This is a genomic window from Acidobacteriota bacterium, from assembly GCA_026393755.1.
GTDB lineage: Bacteria > Acidobacteriota > Vicinamibacteria > Vicinamibacterales > JAKQTR01 > JBAXOX01.
In genome coordinates this window covers 93,191-111,555 of sequence record JAPKZO010000029.1, presented here as the reverse complement: position 1 = coordinate 111,555, position 18,365 = coordinate 93,191, and the positions used below count along the sequence as shown (strand labels likewise).

Below are 18,365 nucleotides of genomic sequence, written 5' to 3'. Positions count from 1 at the left end.
CTACCGGATCAGCAGAAACGGCAACGCTGCGCCGACGCCTTCGTAGAGCACAGCCATCTCGGCCGCAGATCGGAATGAGCAGGTGCCCTCAAACGGCACCTTCGCGATCATGCTCCGAATCCGCCAGTCTCTCGACAAGACGACCTCCAAACGGGCATCCTCGAACATGAAGGTGTCGTTGCCAACCAGGAGGGAACTCTCGCGCCCGCTCTCACGACGCCGAATCGCGTCGCCGTCGATGTGGAACGCATTGCTGCTTTCGGCCGCAAAGACGCCGGCATCGAGGAACAGACGCGGCTTGTCGGCGTAGGGCCGGCCGTGATGCACACAGAACGTCTGGCAGTTGTCGCACTCGTTGCAGAAATCATCGACGTGCAGGATCTGGCGATCCTGCATGATGATGAACTCCTCAGAACCCGTCACAACCAGCCGCCCGCCGTCGGCGCCAACGACGGGTAGTGTCCAGCGCACCGGACGCATCGCGAAGGTGTAGTTCGACCGGTTCGGGCAGACCTCGACGCACTTGTCGCACAACGCGGCGCACTGCACACAGCGCAACGCCTCACGGCGCGCGGCGGCAGCGGCGATCGTGGATTCGACCAGGGTGAAGCTCACGCGCTCGGCCGCCGGCGTCAGATTCGGCTTGAATTGATGAATCCTCTGCGCCCTCACGGCCTTGACGTCGATGATGTCCTGCGCCGAAAGACGCAAGGGCCGCGAAGACGGCTGCGCAAATGGCACGCCCAGGCGGTCGCAGATCGACTCGGCCGCTTTACGTCCGTCCGCGCACGCCGTGATGATGCTGCCGGGTTCAACGACCATGTCGCCGCCGGCGTACACCCGGTCCGGACCGGCACACCGCGTCGCGTGGTCAACCACCACGCCGCCTTTCGCGTGGCGCGTCACCTGGCTTCCATCGAGAAACGTCAACTCGGGACGCTGGCCAACGGCCACGATGACCGTGTCGCACGGCACAACAAACTCGCTCCCGGGAATGGCCTTGGGGTTCCGCCTCCCGTCGGCCCCGGACTCGCCGAGCTCGTTGCGCACGCACCGGACGCCGATGACGCTGGCGCCATCGCGGAGGATCTCCACCGGGGCCACCAGTTCCTCGAGGCGATTGCCTTCTTCGAGCGCGCCGTCGAGTTCCTCGGGGGCAGCGGGCATCTCCGGGCGCGTGCGGCGATACAAAATCGTGACCGGACTGCCGACAAGTCGCTGCGCCGTGCGCGCGGCGTCCATCGCCGTGTCGCCGCCGCCGATGATGACGGGGCGCTTCCCTATCGCCACAGCCTGCCCGCGCCGCGCACGTTCGAGCATGGCCAGGGCGGGAATGACACCAGCGCCATCGACCCCGGGCACGTCCAGCGGCGCATCGCGCTGAAACCCTGCGGCAAGGTAGACCGCGTCGAACCCTCGCGCGAGCAACTCCTCCGGGGGGCCGCTGATTCTCGTGTTGAGCGCGATCGTCACGCCGAGCGCGATGATCCGGCCGATGTCCCGCTCAATGATCTCCGACGGCAGGCGGAATGGCGGAACCATGCGCAACATTCCGCCGGCGACACCCTTCGATTCGAAGATCGTCGCCTGCACGCCATTGAGCGCGAGAAATGCGGCTGCGGCGAGACCGGACGGGCCGCTCCCGATAATCGCAACTCGCCGTCCGGTCGGCGCCGCCAACCTTGACACATACTCCGCGTGCCCGCGTTCTTCGGCGATTCGCTTCAACGCGCGGATCGCGACGGTCTCGTCGTAGTCGTTACGGGTGCACCGCGTCTCGCACACCCTCGTGCACACGTAGCCGGTGACCCCAGGCAGCGGATTGCGGGCCAGGATGACCTCGAGCGCCCGGTCGTAATCGCCCTGCGCAATGAGCCACGCGTACTCGGGCACATCCTGCTCCACGGCGCACGCTTCGACGCACGGAGCGACGACGCAATCCCATAGCCCCAGGCCTGATGCCACCTTCGGCAGGCCGTGTGGAAACGCGTTCTTCTTGTACCGCGGATTCGAGAGCGCCTCGGTGGCGGCGCGGCCGACGTTGGACAACCGATCCTGCGAGTAATCTGCGACACTGGTCGCCCCGGCGGCGTTCATCGCCGTGCCGGCGTGCGCCAGCCAGTCGGTGAGGCGTGCATAGCCTCCCGGCTTCAGCAGATCGGTACACCCGGTCACCGGCAGCGCACCGCACGACAGAACGGTGGCGACATTGAGCGCATCGACGCCCGCCGAGTAAGAAACGTGCAGTTCGCCGTTGAACGCATGGAGCAACCGGTCGAACAGCTTCATCGTCACCGGATAGAGTGACCGACCGGACATGTACACTTCGTCGCCTGGCAACCGCCCGGTGTGGTTGCGCGTGGCCAGCGTGTTGCTCAACTTGACGCCGAAGGTCAGGCCTCGTTCCGTTCCTGCGCGCTTGAGCCTGGCAATCAGGCCAACGGCCCCGTCGTAGTGCAGATCGTGGTCGAACACGGCGTCGGGAATCTCGATCTCGATAAAGCCCAGCTGGCCGTTGACGATGTCACGCACCTCGTCGCGGCCGAGCAGGGTGGGATTGAGCTTGACGACGGTGTGGAGGTTCCGTTGGTCCAGCAGGTAGAGGGCAATGCGCTCGATCTCGTCCGGCGGGCAGCCGTGCATCGTCGAGAGGGTGACGCTGCTGACAATGCGGGCGGGAATCTCGATATCGGAGAATCGTGGGAACTGGCGACGCAGACAATCAGTGATCTGGCCGATCTGGCCGGACGCGTCAGCCATCACATCCAGGAAGTGCGTCATGCGGGGGCTGGTGATGCCTTCGAAGTTGTAGCCGACGCTCATGTCGAAGATGACACCAGGACCGCCAGACGGACTGCTCGACTGGCGGTCCCATCCGAGCAGCCGGGGCAGGATGTGTACGATGGCCCAGGCAACGATGTACTCGTGTGCCGATTGATCGAGGGTGAGCTCCTGGGACCACTCGACGTTGTAGCCCTCGTCGGTCATGTCGATGCAGGGACGAGGGATCGTCAGCTGGTCCCGCACCTGAACCGTCTTCAACTCCATGAATCGGCCGCCGCAGAGGAAGGCCGAGATGATGTTCTGGCTGAGTTGGGTGTGCGGCCCGGCCGAGGGTCCCACTGGTGTCGCGAGGTGGCGGCCGAACAGATCCGGCACCGCAAATGGCGCATTCGGCGCCGGCGTGTAGAACATTGATTCGGGGATGTCGAAGATCGAGCCGTGGCGCTCGTATTCCATGAGAATCCGGGCGAGTTGCGTCGCAAACGGCTGGATTCGCATGACATCGGACATGGAAGACAGTGCTCTGAGGCCAGGACCGGCGTAAGTGAGACGGCCTCCGCCAGACAGCATACGCCAGCGGGGCTCTTGTTCCTTCCGTCAATGCGGAGCGGTACCAGGGCGGCGCGGTCAGGCTGTCCGCTTTACTCGACGCCTGCTCAAACGCATAATACCGGCGGCGGCGACGCGTTCCGTCGTCGCCAAGCCGGCACTTGGTTCTCGCTTCGGTTCCGGTCAATGTCGTCGCAATACTGTGGAGTGGCATGTACGACGCCCTCGTCATCGGGAGCGGTTTTGGAGGTGCAATGGCCGCGCACCGCCTGGTCCGGGCGGGATGGCGTGTCCTGATGCTCGAGCGCGGGGACTGGGTGCCCCGCGGGCCTGACAATCGGGACCCGGCCGCGAGCATGCCGTTCACGCCCCAGTACTCGAGAGAGAGCGCCTACAGATGCGGGGACAGCGGCTGGGAACCGCAGATCGGCAGCGTGTTTTGCGTGGGAGGACCATCGGTCTTCTACGGCGGGGTGTCGTTGAGGTTTCGCGAAGAAGACTTCGCTCCGAGCGCAGAGATCGCCGGCGATTCGGGTGCGGCCTGGCCCTTCCGGTACGACGAACTCGAGCCCTACTACGGCGAGGCCGAGCGCATCCTCGGAGTCGCCGGCGACGACAGCGAGGATCCAACCCGCCCGCCCCGGCGCGACCCGTATCCCTACGCACCGGCACCCCTGGCTCGGGTATCCGAGCGATTCCGGGATGCCGCGCGCGACCTGGGCCTGCATCCGTTTCCGCTGCCCCTCGCGATCAATTTCACCAGGAACAATGGACGGAAGCCCTGTGACGGGTGTCGAGCCTGCGACACCTATGCGTGTGCCATCAAAGCCAAGAACGATACCGGCGTCGCGGTCATTGGCCCGCTCGAGGCGCAGGGCCTCGACCTGCGGACAAATACCGTTGTCACCCAGCTCGTCGCGACGGGATCGCGCATCTCGGAGGTTCGGGCCTGGGACCGGACGCGGAGGGAAGCCGTCTCCTTCAATGCCCGGCACATCATCCTCGCTGCGGGGGCCCTGGCCTCTCCTCATCTGCTTCTCGCGTCCGGGCTCGAGCGCGTGTCCCCAGCGGGCCATGCCGTCGGAGCCTACCTGATGCGCCACTGCTCGGGGATGGTGTTTGGCTTCTGCAACGATCGTCCAGATCCCGAGAAGGTGTTTCACAAGCAGCTCGCCGTTTTCGATTACTACCGCGGTGATCCAACGACTCGCGGCCGTCGATCTGAACGGATTGGCAGCATTCAGCAACTCTCCCCGCCACCCAAGATTCTGGTGGAATCGCATGGGCCCCGCATTCTTGCCGGGGTTCCACTCGGAGGGTTCGTCGAACATCTCGTCAGTGCGCTCGTGATGGTAGAAGATGAGCCGCACGTCGAGAACCGCGTATCCATTGACTGGACCGAGACGGATGCGATCGGCCTCCCGCGCCTTGAGATTCGCCACGCTTACAGTTTGCGAGACGAGGAGCGACGTCGCATGCTCGTCGGCCGGGCAAAGCGCATCCTGAGACGGTTCGGGGCGTGGTCGTTCTACACGCTGGATGTGAGGACTTTTTCCCATGCACTGGGCACCGTGCGCATGGGCGCCAATTCGGCCACCGCGCCGTTGGACGGCTGGTGCCGCTATCGAGGACTGGACAACCTCCTCGTGGTCGACGGCAGTGCGATGCCGACCTCCGGAGCCGTGAACCCGAGCCTGACGATTGCGGCCACGGCCCTCAGGGCGGCCGATCATCTTGTGACGAAAGCGTCGGCATGAGCGATATCGGCGCCGATCGACCGATGCGGCTGTGTTTCCTCGGCTGCGGTCGCGTGGCCGACGCGCACAGCCGCACGTTGCGCCGCTTGCGCCCTGGCGTGACGTGTTCGTACGCCAGCCGGACGATCGATAAGGCCAGGGCGTTGGCGGAGAAGCATGGCGGGGCCCCGGTGTTTGGCAGTTACGGCGAGGCGTTGGCGAGTCCCGATGTGGATGTGATTGCGGTGGTGACGCCCCCGGGCAGCCATCTCGAGTGGACGCTGGCGGCGATCGACGCCGGCAAGGATGTCATCCTCGAGAAGCCGCCGGTTCTTCGCTCGTCGGACTTCGGCGCCATTCAGAAGGCGTGCGAGGCGCGGAGCCGATTTGTCTACATCGCGGAGAACTACTTTTACAAACCGATCCTGGCAGCCGTGCGCGACACACTTGGCGCTGGGATTATCGGCGAACCGCTCTTTATCAACCTGAACGCGGTGAAGCGGCAACGCGCGGAGACCTGGCGGGATGATCCGCGCGAGGCCGGGGGCGGGGCGCTGTTCGAGGGCGGGATCCATTGGATTAATTTTGCCGGCGCACTTGGCTTCACGATCCGCAGCGTCAAAGCGGCGCGGCCGGGGGCGGCGGCGGGCCTCGAGCGCAGCATGGCGCTGCTGATTGAGTACGACGAGGGGCCTGTCGGCGTGCTGTCGTACTCCTGGGAGGTCGCATCCCCGCTCAAGGGGCTTCGGGTGTCGCGTATCTACGGGCGCGAGGGGAGCATCGTGTTCGAGTCGAACGGGCTGTTTCTCGCGACCTCAGGCCACCGGTGGCGCATTCGATTCCCGAATCTCGGTGACATGTTAGGCTACACGGGAATGTTTGCCGACTTCCTGCGGGCGTGGCGGGCGCGAACAGAGCCGCGCATGACGCTGGCCCGGGCGAGGCGCGATATCGAAGTCATCGAAGAAGCGTATCGATCCGCCGGCGTGGCTCCCGGGTAGGCCCCTATGTTTGATTACCGCCGAACGCCGTATCTTGCCTTCCTCTACGCGGCCGTGATCGGGTCCACCGTGATCGCGATCGTCGAGATGCCCGCTCGGCCGCTGACCCTGGCCCAGTCGGTGCTGTTCTACGCGCTGTCGTACCTGCCGGCGCTCGGTCTTTCGATGTTGAGCGACCCCGCGTCGAAACGGGCCAGGGCGGAGTACATGAAGATCGACTTCTATGCGCCGAAGGACGGCACGGACGCAAGTGCCGCGGCGGCCCGCGCCTCACGCACGACGCACGTGACGCACGTAACGCACACGACGCGGAAAGGAAGGATGACATAGTGCAGGCCGGTCACGCCGCACTTGCTGGCACGATCGCCTCGTTCGCGCCCCAGATGACCGCAGCGGCGGGCGGCCCGACCATCCATGGGTGGGAGGCGATCGGGGTGGTGTTTGTCACGCATTTTCTTCCCAACCTCGACATCATCCCCATCAAGCTGAAGTGGGCGCCGGACCGTTTCCACTGCACGTATTCCCACTCGCTGCTGTTCGCCGCAGTGGTGGGGCTGGCGCTCTGGCCGATCAACGCCTCGTGGGCGCTGCTGGCCGTCGTCAGCCTGCTGCTGCACTTCGCCGCCGACCTCGGCAGCAGCGTCGGGCTCCCGCTGCTGCTGCCGTTCAGCCGAAGAAAGTTCTCGCTGTATCTGTGGGCGGACACCGGCCACTCCGGGTGGTTTGCCTTCAAGAGCACCTACGAGCAGGCGTGGACGTGGATCACTGAGGGCGGGATGTTCGTCGTGTTCGCGGTCCGATTGTACCAACTCGGGGTGTGGCCGCTCGGATGATACACGAGCCGGGCGAAAGGCCAACACCGTGAGCTTCGCGGATCTTCCTGCTCTGGGCACCACCGCGTTGTGGGCCGCCACGTTCCTGATCGCGCTCGTGAGCGGGCTCATCCCCTTCGTTATCAACATCGAGCTGTACCTGCTGGCCGTAGCGACGCTGACCAAGGCGTCTCCGGTCGCCATCGTGGCCTTGACGACGGCGGGGCAGATGCTGGCGAAGTTCATCTTGTACCAGGTCGGCCGAGGCGCGCTGAAGGTGAAGTGGATTCGGAGCAGTGCGACATCCAAGGCGGCGGACGCGTTCGTGAAGCACCCGGCGAGCGGCATGACTATCGTGGCGGTCAGTGCCGTCACCGGGTTTCCGCCGTTCTACGGCGTGAGCCTGATGGCGGGCACGCTGCGGCTTCCGCTCGTCGCGTTCCTGACGGTGGGAACCGTCTGCCGCGCGATTCGTTTCGGGGCAGTCTACTGGGCGCCCAGCCTGTTTGACTTCTCCAGGTAGCCCCTCCGGACACGACCCGGCTTCTCTTTGGCGCGCCAATCGAGTGGCGGTGGATCGACGCGTCTATTCCGGCCCGGGACGCTTGTCTTTCGAGCGTGGCCTTGTATCATGGGCGCGTCCGCCTTGTTCGCATACTGAGGCGGATCCGCCAACATCAGGAGGATTCCGATGGTACGCCGCGCCAGTCGATTGCCGGTTCCAACGCTCGTCATTCTGCTCGTCACTGTCGCGTCTCTGATTGCCGTTGTTGCGCAAGATCGCGCGAACTACGCGCCGGCAGCCGTCACGGCCGCCGATTACGCACGGGCCGAGAAATTCCTCGGACCGGGCGTGTCGGGACTGGTCGTCGGCGGTTCCGTGACTCCCGCCTGGCTGCCGGATGAACGCTTCTCCTACCGCAGCGTCACCGCCGATGGGACGGAGTTCGTCCTCGTCGATCCGGTCAGGCGCACGCGCGGGCCGGCGTTCGATCACGCGAAGCTCGCGGCCACACTGTCGGCGGCGGCGGGCATCACGGCCACGGCGCGTGAGCTGCCGTTTCAGTCGATCGAACTCTCGGCGGACACGAAGATGGTGTCATTCGACGCGGCAAAGCGCCGATGGTCGTGCGACGTGGCCGGGGCGAAGTGCGTCGCCACAGGCGATGCGATTGGCGGACGCGGCGCGGGCGGGCGCGGGCGGGGGGGACAGGGCGGCCGGGGTGGCCGGGGTGACGCCGCCGCTGGCGTGACATCGCCGGACGGCAAGCGCGCGGTCTTCGTCCGCGACTGGAATCTCTGGGTGCGCGAGATCGCCACGAATCAGGAGAAACCGCTCACCACCGATGGCGCGAAGAACTTCGGGTACGCCACCGACAACGCGGGGTGGGCCGGAAGCGATCGCGCGATCGCGCTCTGGTCGCCGGATTCGAAGAAGGTCGCGACATACCAGCAGGACGAACGCGAGGTCGGCGACATGTACCTGGTCGACACCAGGGTCGGCCATCCCACGCTCAAGGCCTGGAAGTACCCGCTGCCCGGCGACAAGGCGGTGGCCATGCTGCAGCGCGTCATCATCGACGTCGACGCCGCGCGCGTCACGCGTCTCCAGATGCCGCCCGACTACCACCGCGCGACGCTCGGCGACAATTTCAGCCTCAACGACATGAAGTGGAGCCCGGACGCCGCACAACTGGCGTTCGCGTCCACGTCGCGCGATCACAAGCAGGCAACCGTCCGTCTCGCCGACGCCGCCACGGGTGCGGTGCGTACGGTGTTCGACGAGACGGTGCCCACGCACTTCGAATCAATCGCCGGCTGGCAGGTCCTGTGGACGACCAACGAAGTGATCTGGTCATCGCAGCGCGACGACTGGGGACAGCTCTATCTCTACGACCTGGCAAGCGGGAAGCTCAAGAGCCAGATCACCAGCGGCGAGGGCCCGGTGACAGAGATTGCACGGGTAGACGAGAAGACGCGGACCATCTGGTTCACGGCGCTCGGGCGCGAGAAAGGCCAGGATCCGTATTTCCGGCACGCCTACCGCATCGGAATGGACGGCAAGAATGTCGTGTCCTTGTCACCCGACGATGGCGACCACACGGCGCAGTTGTCGCCGTCAGGCCGCTTCTTCATCGACACGTACTCGAAGCCGGATGTTCCGCCGGTGGTCACGCTGCGGGACGGCGACGGCAAACTGGTGATGCCGCTCGAGCGGGCTGACATCTCGAAACTGCTCGCCACGGGCTGGAAGCCGCCGACGCCGATTACGATGAAGGCGGCCGACGGCAAGACGGACATCTACGGGCTGCTCTTCCGGCCGACCAGCTTTGATCCTTCGAAGAAGTACGCCGTCGTCAACAACGCGTACCCGGGCCCTCAATCGGGCAGCACGGGCTCACGCACGTTCTCGGCCGCCAGAGGCGACCGGCAGGCCCTCGCCGAACTCGGCTTCATCGTCGTCACGATCGACGGCCGCGGCACGCCAAACCGGTCCAAGTCGTTCCACGACGCGTACTACGGGGCGATGGGCCGCGACAACACGCTGCCGGACCAGGTGGCGGGTATGAAGGATCTGGCCCGCAGATTCCCCTGGATTGACCTCGACCGGGCCGGCATGTGGGGCCACTCTGGAGGCGGCTTCATCGCGGCCGACGCGATGTTCCGCTATCCGGACTTTTTCAAGGTGGGCATCTCGGAGTCGGGCAATCACGACCAGCGGAACTACGAAGACGACTGGGGCGAGCGGTACCAGGGTCTGCTGGTGAAGAACGCCGACGGCACAGACAACTACGCGGCCGAGGCCAACCAGACGCTGGCGAAGAACCTCAAGGGCAAGCTGCTGCTCGCGCACGGGATGATGGACAACAACGTCCCGCCGTCCAACACCATGCTGGTGGTCGAGGCGCTCATCAAGGCCAATAAGGATTTCGACCTGCTGGTGCTGCCGAATCAGCCGCATGGATACGGCGATCAGGCGCCGTACATGATGCGCCGGCGCTGGGATTACTTCGTCAAGTGGCTGCTCGGCGCGGAACCGCCGAAGGAGTTCCTGATGCAGCCAGCGCCGTCGGGCGGGCGCGGGCAGTAGAATAGGCTCGTCCAATTTCTGGAGTCACATCATGCGCCGAATCCGTGTGTTCCGCACCACCCTCCTCGCGTCTCTCGTTGTCGTGCTGGTCGCAACGCTGGCGTCGGCCCAGCCGGCCAAACGCGCCATCACACTCGATGACCTGCACAAGATCAGGCCGGTCGGCGATCCGCAACGGTCGCCCGACGGGAAGTGGGTGGCCTACACCGTCGGGACCACCGACGTCGAGAAGGACAAGCGCGACTCCGACATCTGGATGGTGAGCTGGGACGGCACCCAGCAGCTGCAAATGACGTTCACCGCGGACAGCCGCGAGAGTGCGCCGCGCTGGAGCCCCGATGGCCGTTACCTGTCGTTTCTCACGAGTCGCGGCACGGAGGACGAAAAGAAGCTGGGCGCGCAGATCTGGCTGCTCGACAGGACTGGTGGTGAGGCGCAGAAACTGACCGACATCAAGGGGGGCGTCAGCGACTATTCCTGGTCGCCCGACGGCAAGAAGATCGTGTTCGTCGCCAGCGACATCGACCCGACCGATGAGCCGGAGAAGATGGAAGGCTGGAAGCGCAAGACCGAGCCCCCCATCGTCATCGACCGGTACCACTTCAAGCAGGACATCGAGGGGTATCTCAAGAAGCTGTACTCGCACATCTGGATCTTCGACGTCGCGACGAAGAAAGCGGAGCAGATCACCAAGGGCAACGTGGACGACAGCTCGCCGGCGTGGTCGCCAGATGGCACGCGACTCGCGTTTGTGGGCCGTCGCGATCCCGACGCCGATCGCAACGAGAATTCCGACATCTTTGTCGTCGACGCCCGCCCGGGCGCCGAACCGAAGAAGCTCTCGACGTTCGTGGGAACCAACGGAGGACGTCCCGCCTGGAGTCCGGATGGCCAGTGGATCGCGTTTCTGCAGGGCGACGAAGCGAAGTACTCCGCCTACCAGCAGGAGGTGCTCGCGATTGCCCCGGCGGCGGGCGGCGCGGTCAGATTGTTGACCACGGCCCTCGACCGGCCGGTGGCTGATCCGCTGGTCTGGACGGCCGATGGCAAGGCGCTGCTGTTCGAGGTGGCCGATGATCGCGTCACGTACATCGGCCGGACGACCACGGCTGGCGGTGCGGTCGAGAAGCTGACGTCTGGCCGCCGCACCGTGTCGAATCTCTCGCGCGGCAGCGACGGCGCGCTGACGCTGGTGACGGGCACCGCCACCGAATTCGGGGAAGTGTGCGCGTTCGAGAACGGAGCGTTCCGCAAACTGACTCACCAGAACGACGCGCTGCTCGCCCAGTTGCAGTTGGCCACCACCGAGGACTTCACGTCGAAGAGCAAGGACGGCACCGTCGTCAACGGCCTGATGGTAAAGCCGGCGTCGTACACGGCCGGCCAGAAGTACCCGATGGTGCTCTACATCCACGGCGGCCCGAACGGGCAGGACGAGCATCAGTTCAGTTTTGACCGGGAGTTCTTCGCCGCCAACGGGTACGTGGTCCTCTCTGTCAACTACCGGGGCAGCAACGGGCGCGGAGGCACGTATCAGAAAGCCATCTTCGGCGACTGGGGCAACAAGGAAGTGGTCGATCTGCTGGGGGCCGTTGATCAGGCGATCGCCGCGGGCGTGGCGGATCCCGAACGGCTGGGCATCGGGGGATGGAGCTACGGCGGCATCCTGACGGATTACTCGATCGCGACCGATCCCCGATTCAAGGCGGCCGTCAGCGGGGCAGGCAGCGCGCTCCAGCTCTCGATGTATGGCAGCGACCAGTACATCGTGCAGTACGAGCGCGAGATTGGCCCGCCCTGGAAGAGCCGCGATCTGTGGATCAAGATCTCGTATCCGTTCTTCCAGGCCGATCGGATCAAGACGCCGACGTTGTTTCTGGGCGGCCAGAAGGACTTCAACGTGCCGATCATCGGCGGCGAGCAGATGTACGAGGCGCTCAAGAGCCTGGGGGTGGACACGCAATTGGTGGTCTATCCCGGCCAGTTCCACGGATTGACGGTGCCGAGCTACCAGCGCGACCGGCTGCAGCGGTTCCTGGCCTGGTACGACAAGTACTTGAAGCCGGCCAAGTAGCGCCGTTACGCCTGTTCCACCGCCGCGGCCACGGCGTCGCGCAACGCCGTCAACCCTGCCGCCACATCCGGACCGAGGTGCACGCGCAGTGCGCGGCGGCCACGCTCGGCGAGCACCTGGAAGTCGCCCCGCGCCTGTGCCGCTTTCACCACGCCGAACGTGTACCTGCGCCCTGGCACCGGCAGGTCGAGCACGTCGTCGCATGTCACCTGCAGGAAGACGCCGCTGTTGGGCCCGCCCTTGTAGACCTGGCCAGTCGAGTGGAGAAAACGCGGGCCGAACCCGAGGCAGGTGGCCACCCGGCGGCGATCGCGAACCAGATGCCGGGTCGCCTGGAGCAGCGTCTGGTTGGCGGTGTTCATCGGAACGTAGGCGACAAGCGCCGCGTAGTCGCCGTTGCCAGCGCGGCCAAAATGAGCGCGGAGGTACGCCTCGGCCGATCGGTTGGCGCCGACCAGCGCCTTCAACTCGGCGGCGTTCCGATCGTCCGCGAAGAACATCAGCGGGCCATCGGCGAGGATCGGTGTTTCGGGAGGCAATGAACCCGCCGCCTCGTACGCCTCCGTCAACCGCTTTGTGGCGATCTTGCTGGCCTCGACATCGGGCTGATCGAACGGGTTGATGCCAAGCAGCGCGCCCGCCACAGCGGTCGCGATCTCCCAGCGAAAGAACTCCTGCCCCAGTGAGTACTCGTCCGCGACCGAGATTCGCACGACGGCGTGGCCGGCCTGCTCGATGGCCGCCACCGACACGTCCTGGTACACATCCGGAGCCGTCGCAAGACGCAGATACACAAACATGCGATCGTCTCGATACTGGCCCGGCATCCCGGGGGTTTCGAGATCGACCGGGATGATTCCCATCCCGTTCTTGCCCGTCGATTCCGCCACCAGTTGCTCCAGCCAGGCACCAAGGTCGCAGATTCCCGGCGATGCCAGAATGGTGAGCTTGTCCTTGCCGTGGCGGGCCAGCACGCCGAGCGTCACGCCCAGCAGCACGCCCGGGTTGGCGGAAGCCGGCACACCCGCGGAACACGCATGCACCATCTGCGCCGCGCGATCGAGGAACCGGGCGACATCGATGCCCATGATGGCGGCGGGCACCATGCCGAAAGCGGAGAGCGCCGAATAGCGGCCGCCGATACTCGGCGCGCCGTGGAAGATGTGCCGGAAATGGCGGCTGGTCGCGAGGGTTTCGAGCGACGACCCGGGATCGGTGATGGCGATGAAGCGCCGGCCGACCTCGCGGCTCCCGACCCGTTGTTGCACACGGTCGTAGAAGTACTCGAGCAGGATGTTCGGCTCGAGCGTGCTGCCAGACTTGCTCGATACGATGACGATCGTATTCGCCAGATCGACGCTCGACGCGACGGCCGCGATTTGCCCGGGATCGGTCGAGTCGATCACGTGGAGGTCCGGGGCCCCGCTGACGCGGCCAAACGTCATCCGCAGCACTTCCGGGCACAGGCTCGATCCGCCCATCCCGACCAGGAGCGCGTGCGAGAATCCCGCCTGCCTCACATCTTCTGCCAGCGCCCTCAAGACGGCGAGTTGCGCGATCTGATCGCCGACAATCGACAGCCAGCCAAGCCAGCGGGATTCGTCGGCATGACTCCACAACGACGCGTCGCGCGCCCACAAGCGGGTCGTGCTGTCGGAGGCCTGCCAGGCAGCCAGCGCCTCATCTATCGCCTCGCCAAGCGATCCCGCAACCGATCGGATCACCGCCCACCAGCCCGTTGCGGCACGGCCGCGCTCTTGGCGGCCACCGCGTCAAGCAGGCGGCTGAATGCCACGGCGAACTGCGTCACACCGTCGGCGAGCAGATGCGCGGTCACCTCGCGGATCGAAATGCCGCCGGCTTCGATCCTTCGGAGCGCAGCCGCGGCATCTTCCGGCGAGTCCTCGAGGCTGGCGCGAACCTCACCATGATTGCGGAAGGCCTCGAGTGTGGCCGGCGGAATCGTGTTGACGGTATCGGCGCCGATCAGTTCCTCGACGTAGATCACGTCGCGGTAGGCCGGGTTCTTGGTGCTGGTGCTGGCCCAGAGCAGTCGCTGGGTCCGGGCGCCCCGTCCGGCGAGCGCCTGCCAGTGCGGTGTGCGGAACGCCTGCAGGTAGCGATGATACGCGAGTCGCGCGCTGGCAATCGCCGCCTTGCCGGCCAGCTTCGCGAGACGGTCCCGCTCGTCGGCGTTGGTCGAGGCGGCGGCCTTTTCGGCGAGCCTGGCATCGATGACGCTGTCGATCCGGCTCACGAAGAAGCTGGCCACGCTGGCCACGCGGCTCAGATCGCCGCCGGCAGCCGCACGTGCGTCCAGCCCGGCGATGTACGCCTCGGCCACCTTCTCGTACATCTCGACCGCAAACAGCAGCGTCACGTTAATGTTGATGCCGTCGCTGATGAGTTGCCGGATCGCAGGGATGCCTTCGGGGGTGGCAGGCACCTTGACCATCAGGTTGTCGCGGCCGACCGCCTTCCATAACCGGCGCGCTTCATCGAGCGTGCCCGGCGTGTCGGCGGCCAGCGTCGGCGACACCTCCAGGCTGACGAACCCGTCGCGACCGTTGGTGCGCTCGTAGACCGGGCGCAGGATATCGGCGGCGTCCTGGATGTCGGCAATCGCCAGCGCCTCATAGAGCGGCTTGGGGCCGATGACGCCTGCCGCGACATGCCTCGCGAGCGCATCGGTGTAGTCGGTGCTGCCCGCGATTGCTTTTTCGAAGATGGCGGGGTTCGACGTCACGCCAGCCACGCCGTCTTCGTCGACCATGCGGCGCAGTTCACCGTTCTCGATGATCTGCCGGCGGATGTAGTCGAGCCAGACCGACTGCCCGTATTGCCCGAGTGCCTGCAACCGATTCATGCGAGTTGTCCTCCCAGCACGGTTCTGGCCACCTCCGCGACATGTTCGGACGTGAAGCCGAAGTGTTTCATGACGACCTTGAGGGGCGCCGACGCGCCAAACGTCTTCATCCCGATAACAGCGCCGCGCTGGCCGATGTAGCGATCCCATCCGAGCGTGGTCGCGGCTTCGACAGCCACGCGGGCGTCCACCGCCGGCGGCAGGACGCTGTCGCGATAGGCCCGATCCTGCTTCTCAAAGAGGTCCCACGACGGCATGCTGACGACGCGGGCCTTGATGCCCGATGTGAGCAACTGCTCGCGGGCGTCGAGGCACAGCGCCACCTCGCTGCCGCTCGCAAGCAGCAGCACGTCCGGCGAACCGTCGGCCGCATCGGCCAGCACGTAGGCGCCCCTGGCGACCCCCGAGGCCGGCGCGCACCGGGTCCGATCAAAGGTCGGCAGCGCCTGCCGCGTCAGCAGCAGCGCCACCGGTTCGTGCGTGAGCGGCATGATCAGGCGCCACGCTTCGAGCACTTCGTTGGCGTCGGCCGGCCGCAGCGTGATCAGGCCGGGCATCGCGCGCAGTGACGGCAGCTGCTCGACGGGCTGGTGCGTCGGCCCATCCTCGCCGACGCCGATCGAATCATGCGTAAACACGTAGATGACCGGCAACGCCATCAATGCGGCCAGGCGCAGCGACGGCCGCCCGTAGTCGCTGAAAATGAAGAAGCCCGACCCGTACGGCCGCACGCCGCACAGGCAGAGACCGTTCAGAATCGCGCCCATCGCGTGTTCGCGGATGCCAAAGTGCACGTTCCGGCCTTCGTACGCGCCAGCGGCGAAATCACTGGCGCCTGGCATCACGAGCCGTGTCTTCGTCGAGGGCGTCAGGTCGGCCGAACCGCCCATGATCCACGGCACCCGCGCGGCAATCGCATTCAACACTTTCGCCGAGGCTTCCCGCCCAGCCATGCCCTTGGCGTCGGCCGGGAACGTCGGCAATCCCGCGTCCCACGCTTCCGGCAGCTCCCGGCGTTGCATCCGCTGCAGATGATCGGCCTGCTCGGGGTATTCGCGCGCGTAAGCGTCGAGACGCGCCGTCCACTGCTCGCTCAATTGCCGGCCGCGACGACCGATGCCGGCCGCGAAGTGCTCGCGCACCTGGTCCGGCACGAGGAACTGCGCGGCTTCGGGCCATCCGTAGTTCTGCTTCGTGAGGCGGACTTCCTCCGCTCCGAGCGGTTCGCCGTGCGCCTCTCTGGTGCCCTGCTTGTGCGGCGCGCCGTACCCGATCACGCTCGAGACGATGACGAGCGTTGGCCGGTCTGTGGTGGCCCGAAATGTCGAGAAGGCGTCATCCAGTCGGGCGAGATCGTTGGCATCCGGAACGCGCACGACGTTCCATCCATAGGCCGCGAACCGTGCGCCGACGTCCTCAGAAAAGGCGAGCGTGGTTGATCCTTCAATCGTGATGTGGTTGCTGTCGTAAATCCAGCAGAGGTTGTCGAGTTTCAGGTGCGCGGCGAGCGACGCCGCCTCGCTCGAGAGCCCTTCCATCATGCAGCCGTCGCCAACCAGTGCGAAGACGTCGAAGTTGAACAGGTCGTAGCCGGGACGGTTGAAGTGCTGGCCCATCCAGCGGCTCGCCATGGCCATCCCCACGCTGGTGGCGGCACCCTGGCCGAGCGGCCCGGTGGTGGTCTCGACACCGGTCGTGATCCCGTACTCGGGATGACCGGGACACCGGCTGTGCAACTGGCGGAACTGCTGGATCTGGTCGAGCGGGACGGCGAGTTCGCTGGTTGTGCGCGAGTCGGCGTCAACCGCCTTCACGCCGATCAGATGCAGCATCGAGTACAGCAGCATCGAGGCATGGCCAGCCGACAGCACGAAACGATCGCGATTGGGCCAGAGCGGTTGATCCGGATCGAATCGCAGGAAGCGCTGCCACAACGTGTACGCGACCGGCGCCATGCCCATCGGCGCGCCCGGATGACCCGAGTTCGCCGCCTGGATCGCGTCCATCGACAATGTGCGGATGGTGTTGATGGCCAGTTGTTCGAGCTGGGCCGACGCGTCGATCACGCTGCTTCTCCTCTGGTCACGGGAAATGCACTCCTGGACACTTTCTGTGGGCTTCATCTTACCGAATGAAACAAGTGTCCGTCACCCCCGTGAGGCAACCGATCTCGCATTGAGATCGTCATGAGAGTGCTTTCGTGGGAGTCCGCCTCGCAACCAACCAGACACCGGCCGCCGCGACCACACCGAACTCCGTCGTCAACACCCACCAGGGCAGTTGCCAGCCTCCGCCCGAGGCCGACACGCGCCACACGAAGTACGTCAGCAGCGAGGTTTGCGTCCAGATCAGCAGCGGAACCGTCGCTCGCTCGACGAGAAACGGGCAGAGCCACAGGAGGTACCACGGGTAGACGGTCGGCGACAGCAGCAATGCCACACCCATCGGCCACGCCCACGCCGATGGCGCGAGCTCTCTGGATCTCCACCGGAACCACGCGGCCGCCACCAGGCCCGCAACCAGAGGCAGCGCCACCAGGGCGCGCATGCCGATCGCGCTCTGGGCCATCGCATACACCGGCCCGTTGAAGCGCCACTTCGCCAGGTAGGCAGGCAACGCCCCGATCGGCGCGGTCAGCGTGCCGCCCGTGAATGGCAGCGCCAGCAGCAGCCCGAACCCCGCGGCGATCACCGCGTCCCGAACACGAATCCTCCTCCAGAACAGTGGTGCGAGGACGATCGGCACGAACTTCAATTCGATCGCCGCCACAAACGCGATGGCCGCCAGCCATCCCATCCGATTCGACAGCGCCAGAAAGGACACCATCAGCAGCGCGGCGCCCACCACATCCAGATGGCCGCTCCCCGCGATTTCGAGAATGACCAGCGGATTCCACGCGTACACCAGCACGAGCCACGCGCTTCGACCGGACGCCACCAGCCATCGCATCACCAGAAAGATGATGATCAGATCGAGCAGGACGAAGGTCAGCTTGAACGCGATGACCGACTGGTCAATCGCGGCGATGCCTCGAAACACCCACTCCGCAAACGGCGGATACATCGTCGGCTGCCCGGGGTGATTCATCTTGCGCGTGGTGTCGGTGTGCAGGAAATCAAGGGCCGGATCGGCCGGAACGGCCTGGTAGGGATTGACGCCGAAGGCCTGGGCGCGGCCGTCCCAGATATACCGGTAGATGTCGTCGGACAGCGTCGGATCGGCCGGGACCAGGGGCGCGCGGCACAGTACAGCCAGCGCGAGGCACACCCAGAGACCCGCGCGGCCAGGCACCCGGCCTCGCGAAATCAACCACATCGCGAACAGGTAGATGGCCGACGCCACCGCGGCCAGCACCAGGACGATCCCGGTGTCGCGGCGGACATCAAGTCGGGCCGCCACCGCCATGGTTGCGGCCAGCGCGACGCCGAGTGGAATCAGCAGGGTGCGCAAGG

General features: G+C 65.7%; 12 protein-coding genes. 7 read left to right on the top strand and 5 right to left on the bottom strand.

Annotated elements, in window-relative coordinates; genetic code table 11:
• Entirely contained in the window at positions 1-3,294 is a 3,294-nt protein-coding gene (gene ygfK, locus NTV05_12765) for a putative selenate reductase subunit YgfK (GenBank protein ID MCX6545267.1), read from the bottom strand.
• Between the two features lie 251 nt (positions 3,295-3,545).
• Here ygfK and NTV05_12760 point away from each other — a divergent pair, with 251 nt between their 5' ends.
• From NTV05_12760 to NTV05_12730, 7 genes are all read left to right on the top strand, one after another.
• Positions 3,546-5,090, top strand: coding sequence for a GMC family oxidoreductase (locus NTV05_12760; protein MCX6545266.1), 1,545 nt, complete (start codon positions 3,546-3,548; stop codon positions 5,088-5,090).
• Entirely contained in the window at positions 5,087-6,070 is a 984-nt protein-coding gene (locus NTV05_12755) for a Gfo/Idh/MocA family oxidoreductase (GenBank protein MCX6545265.1), read from the top strand. Before NTV05_12760 ends, NTV05_12755 begins: the two co-directional genes overlap by 4 nt.
• A 6-nt stretch (positions 6,071-6,076) precedes the next feature.
• On the top strand, positions 6,077-6,400 hold the full coding sequence (locus NTV05_12750; GenBank protein MCX6545264.1) for a hypothetical protein: 324 nt from the start codon (positions 6,077-6,079) through the stop codon (positions 6,398-6,400).
• Entirely contained in the window at positions 6,400-6,903 is a 504-nt protein-coding gene (locus NTV05_12745) for a metal-dependent hydrolase (protein ID MCX6545263.1), read from the top strand. Before NTV05_12750 ends, NTV05_12745 begins: the two co-directional genes overlap by 1 nt.
• Positions 6,904-6,931: 28 nt before the next feature.
• A complete protein-coding gene (locus NTV05_12740) occupies positions 6,932-7,405 on the top strand; it encodes a hypothetical protein (GenBank protein ID MCX6545262.1) in 474 nt (157 codons plus the stop codon).
• A 168-nt stretch (positions 7,406-7,573) separates the two neighbouring features.
• Positions 7,574-9,973 carry a DPP IV N-terminal domain-containing protein gene (locus NTV05_12735; protein ID MCX6545261.1) on the top strand — a complete coding sequence of 800 codons (2,400 nt, stop codon included), beginning with the start codon at positions 7,574-7,576 and terminating at the stop codon, positions 9,971-9,973.
• A gap of 31 nt (positions 9,974-10,004) precedes the next feature.
• Positions 10,005-12,047: a S9 family peptidase gene (locus NTV05_12730; GenBank protein ID MCX6545260.1), complete on the top strand. Its 2,043-nt coding sequence runs from the start codon at positions 10,005-10,007 to the stop codon at positions 12,045-12,047.
• 5 nt (positions 12,048-12,052) lie between these two features.
• Here the strand turns inward: NTV05_12730 and NTV05_12725 are convergent, their stop codons facing one another.
• From NTV05_12725 to NTV05_12710, 4 genes are all read right to left on the bottom strand, one after another.
• Positions 12,053-13,771, bottom strand: a complete 1,719-nt coding sequence (locus tag NTV05_12725; protein ID MCX6545259.1) for a bifunctional transaldolase/phosoglucose isomerase — start codon at positions 13,769-13,771, stop codon at positions 12,053-12,055.
• Complete coding sequence (tal, locus tag NTV05_12720) at positions 13,768-14,913, bottom strand: transaldolase (GenBank protein ID MCX6545258.1); 1,146 nt, start codon at positions 14,911-14,913, stop codon at positions 13,768-13,770. Before tal ends, NTV05_12725 begins: the two co-directional genes overlap by 4 nt.
• The gene (gene tkt / locus NTV05_12715; protein ID MCX6545257.1) at positions 14,910-17,036 is read right to left on the bottom strand and encodes a transketolase; all 2,127 of its coding nucleotides are present in this window, start codon (positions 17,034-17,036) and stop codon (positions 14,910-14,912) included. The genes tal and tkt overlap by 4 nt, the downstream gene beginning before the upstream one ends.
• Before the next feature lie 61 nt (positions 17,037-17,097).
• Positions 17,098-18,363 (bottom strand): glycosyltransferase family 87 protein, encoded by a 1,266-nt coding sequence (locus NTV05_12710; protein ID MCX6545256.1) that lies wholly within the window; start codon positions 18,361-18,363, stop codon positions 17,098-17,100.
• Between the last annotated feature and the right edge of the window lie 2 nt (positions 18,364-18,365).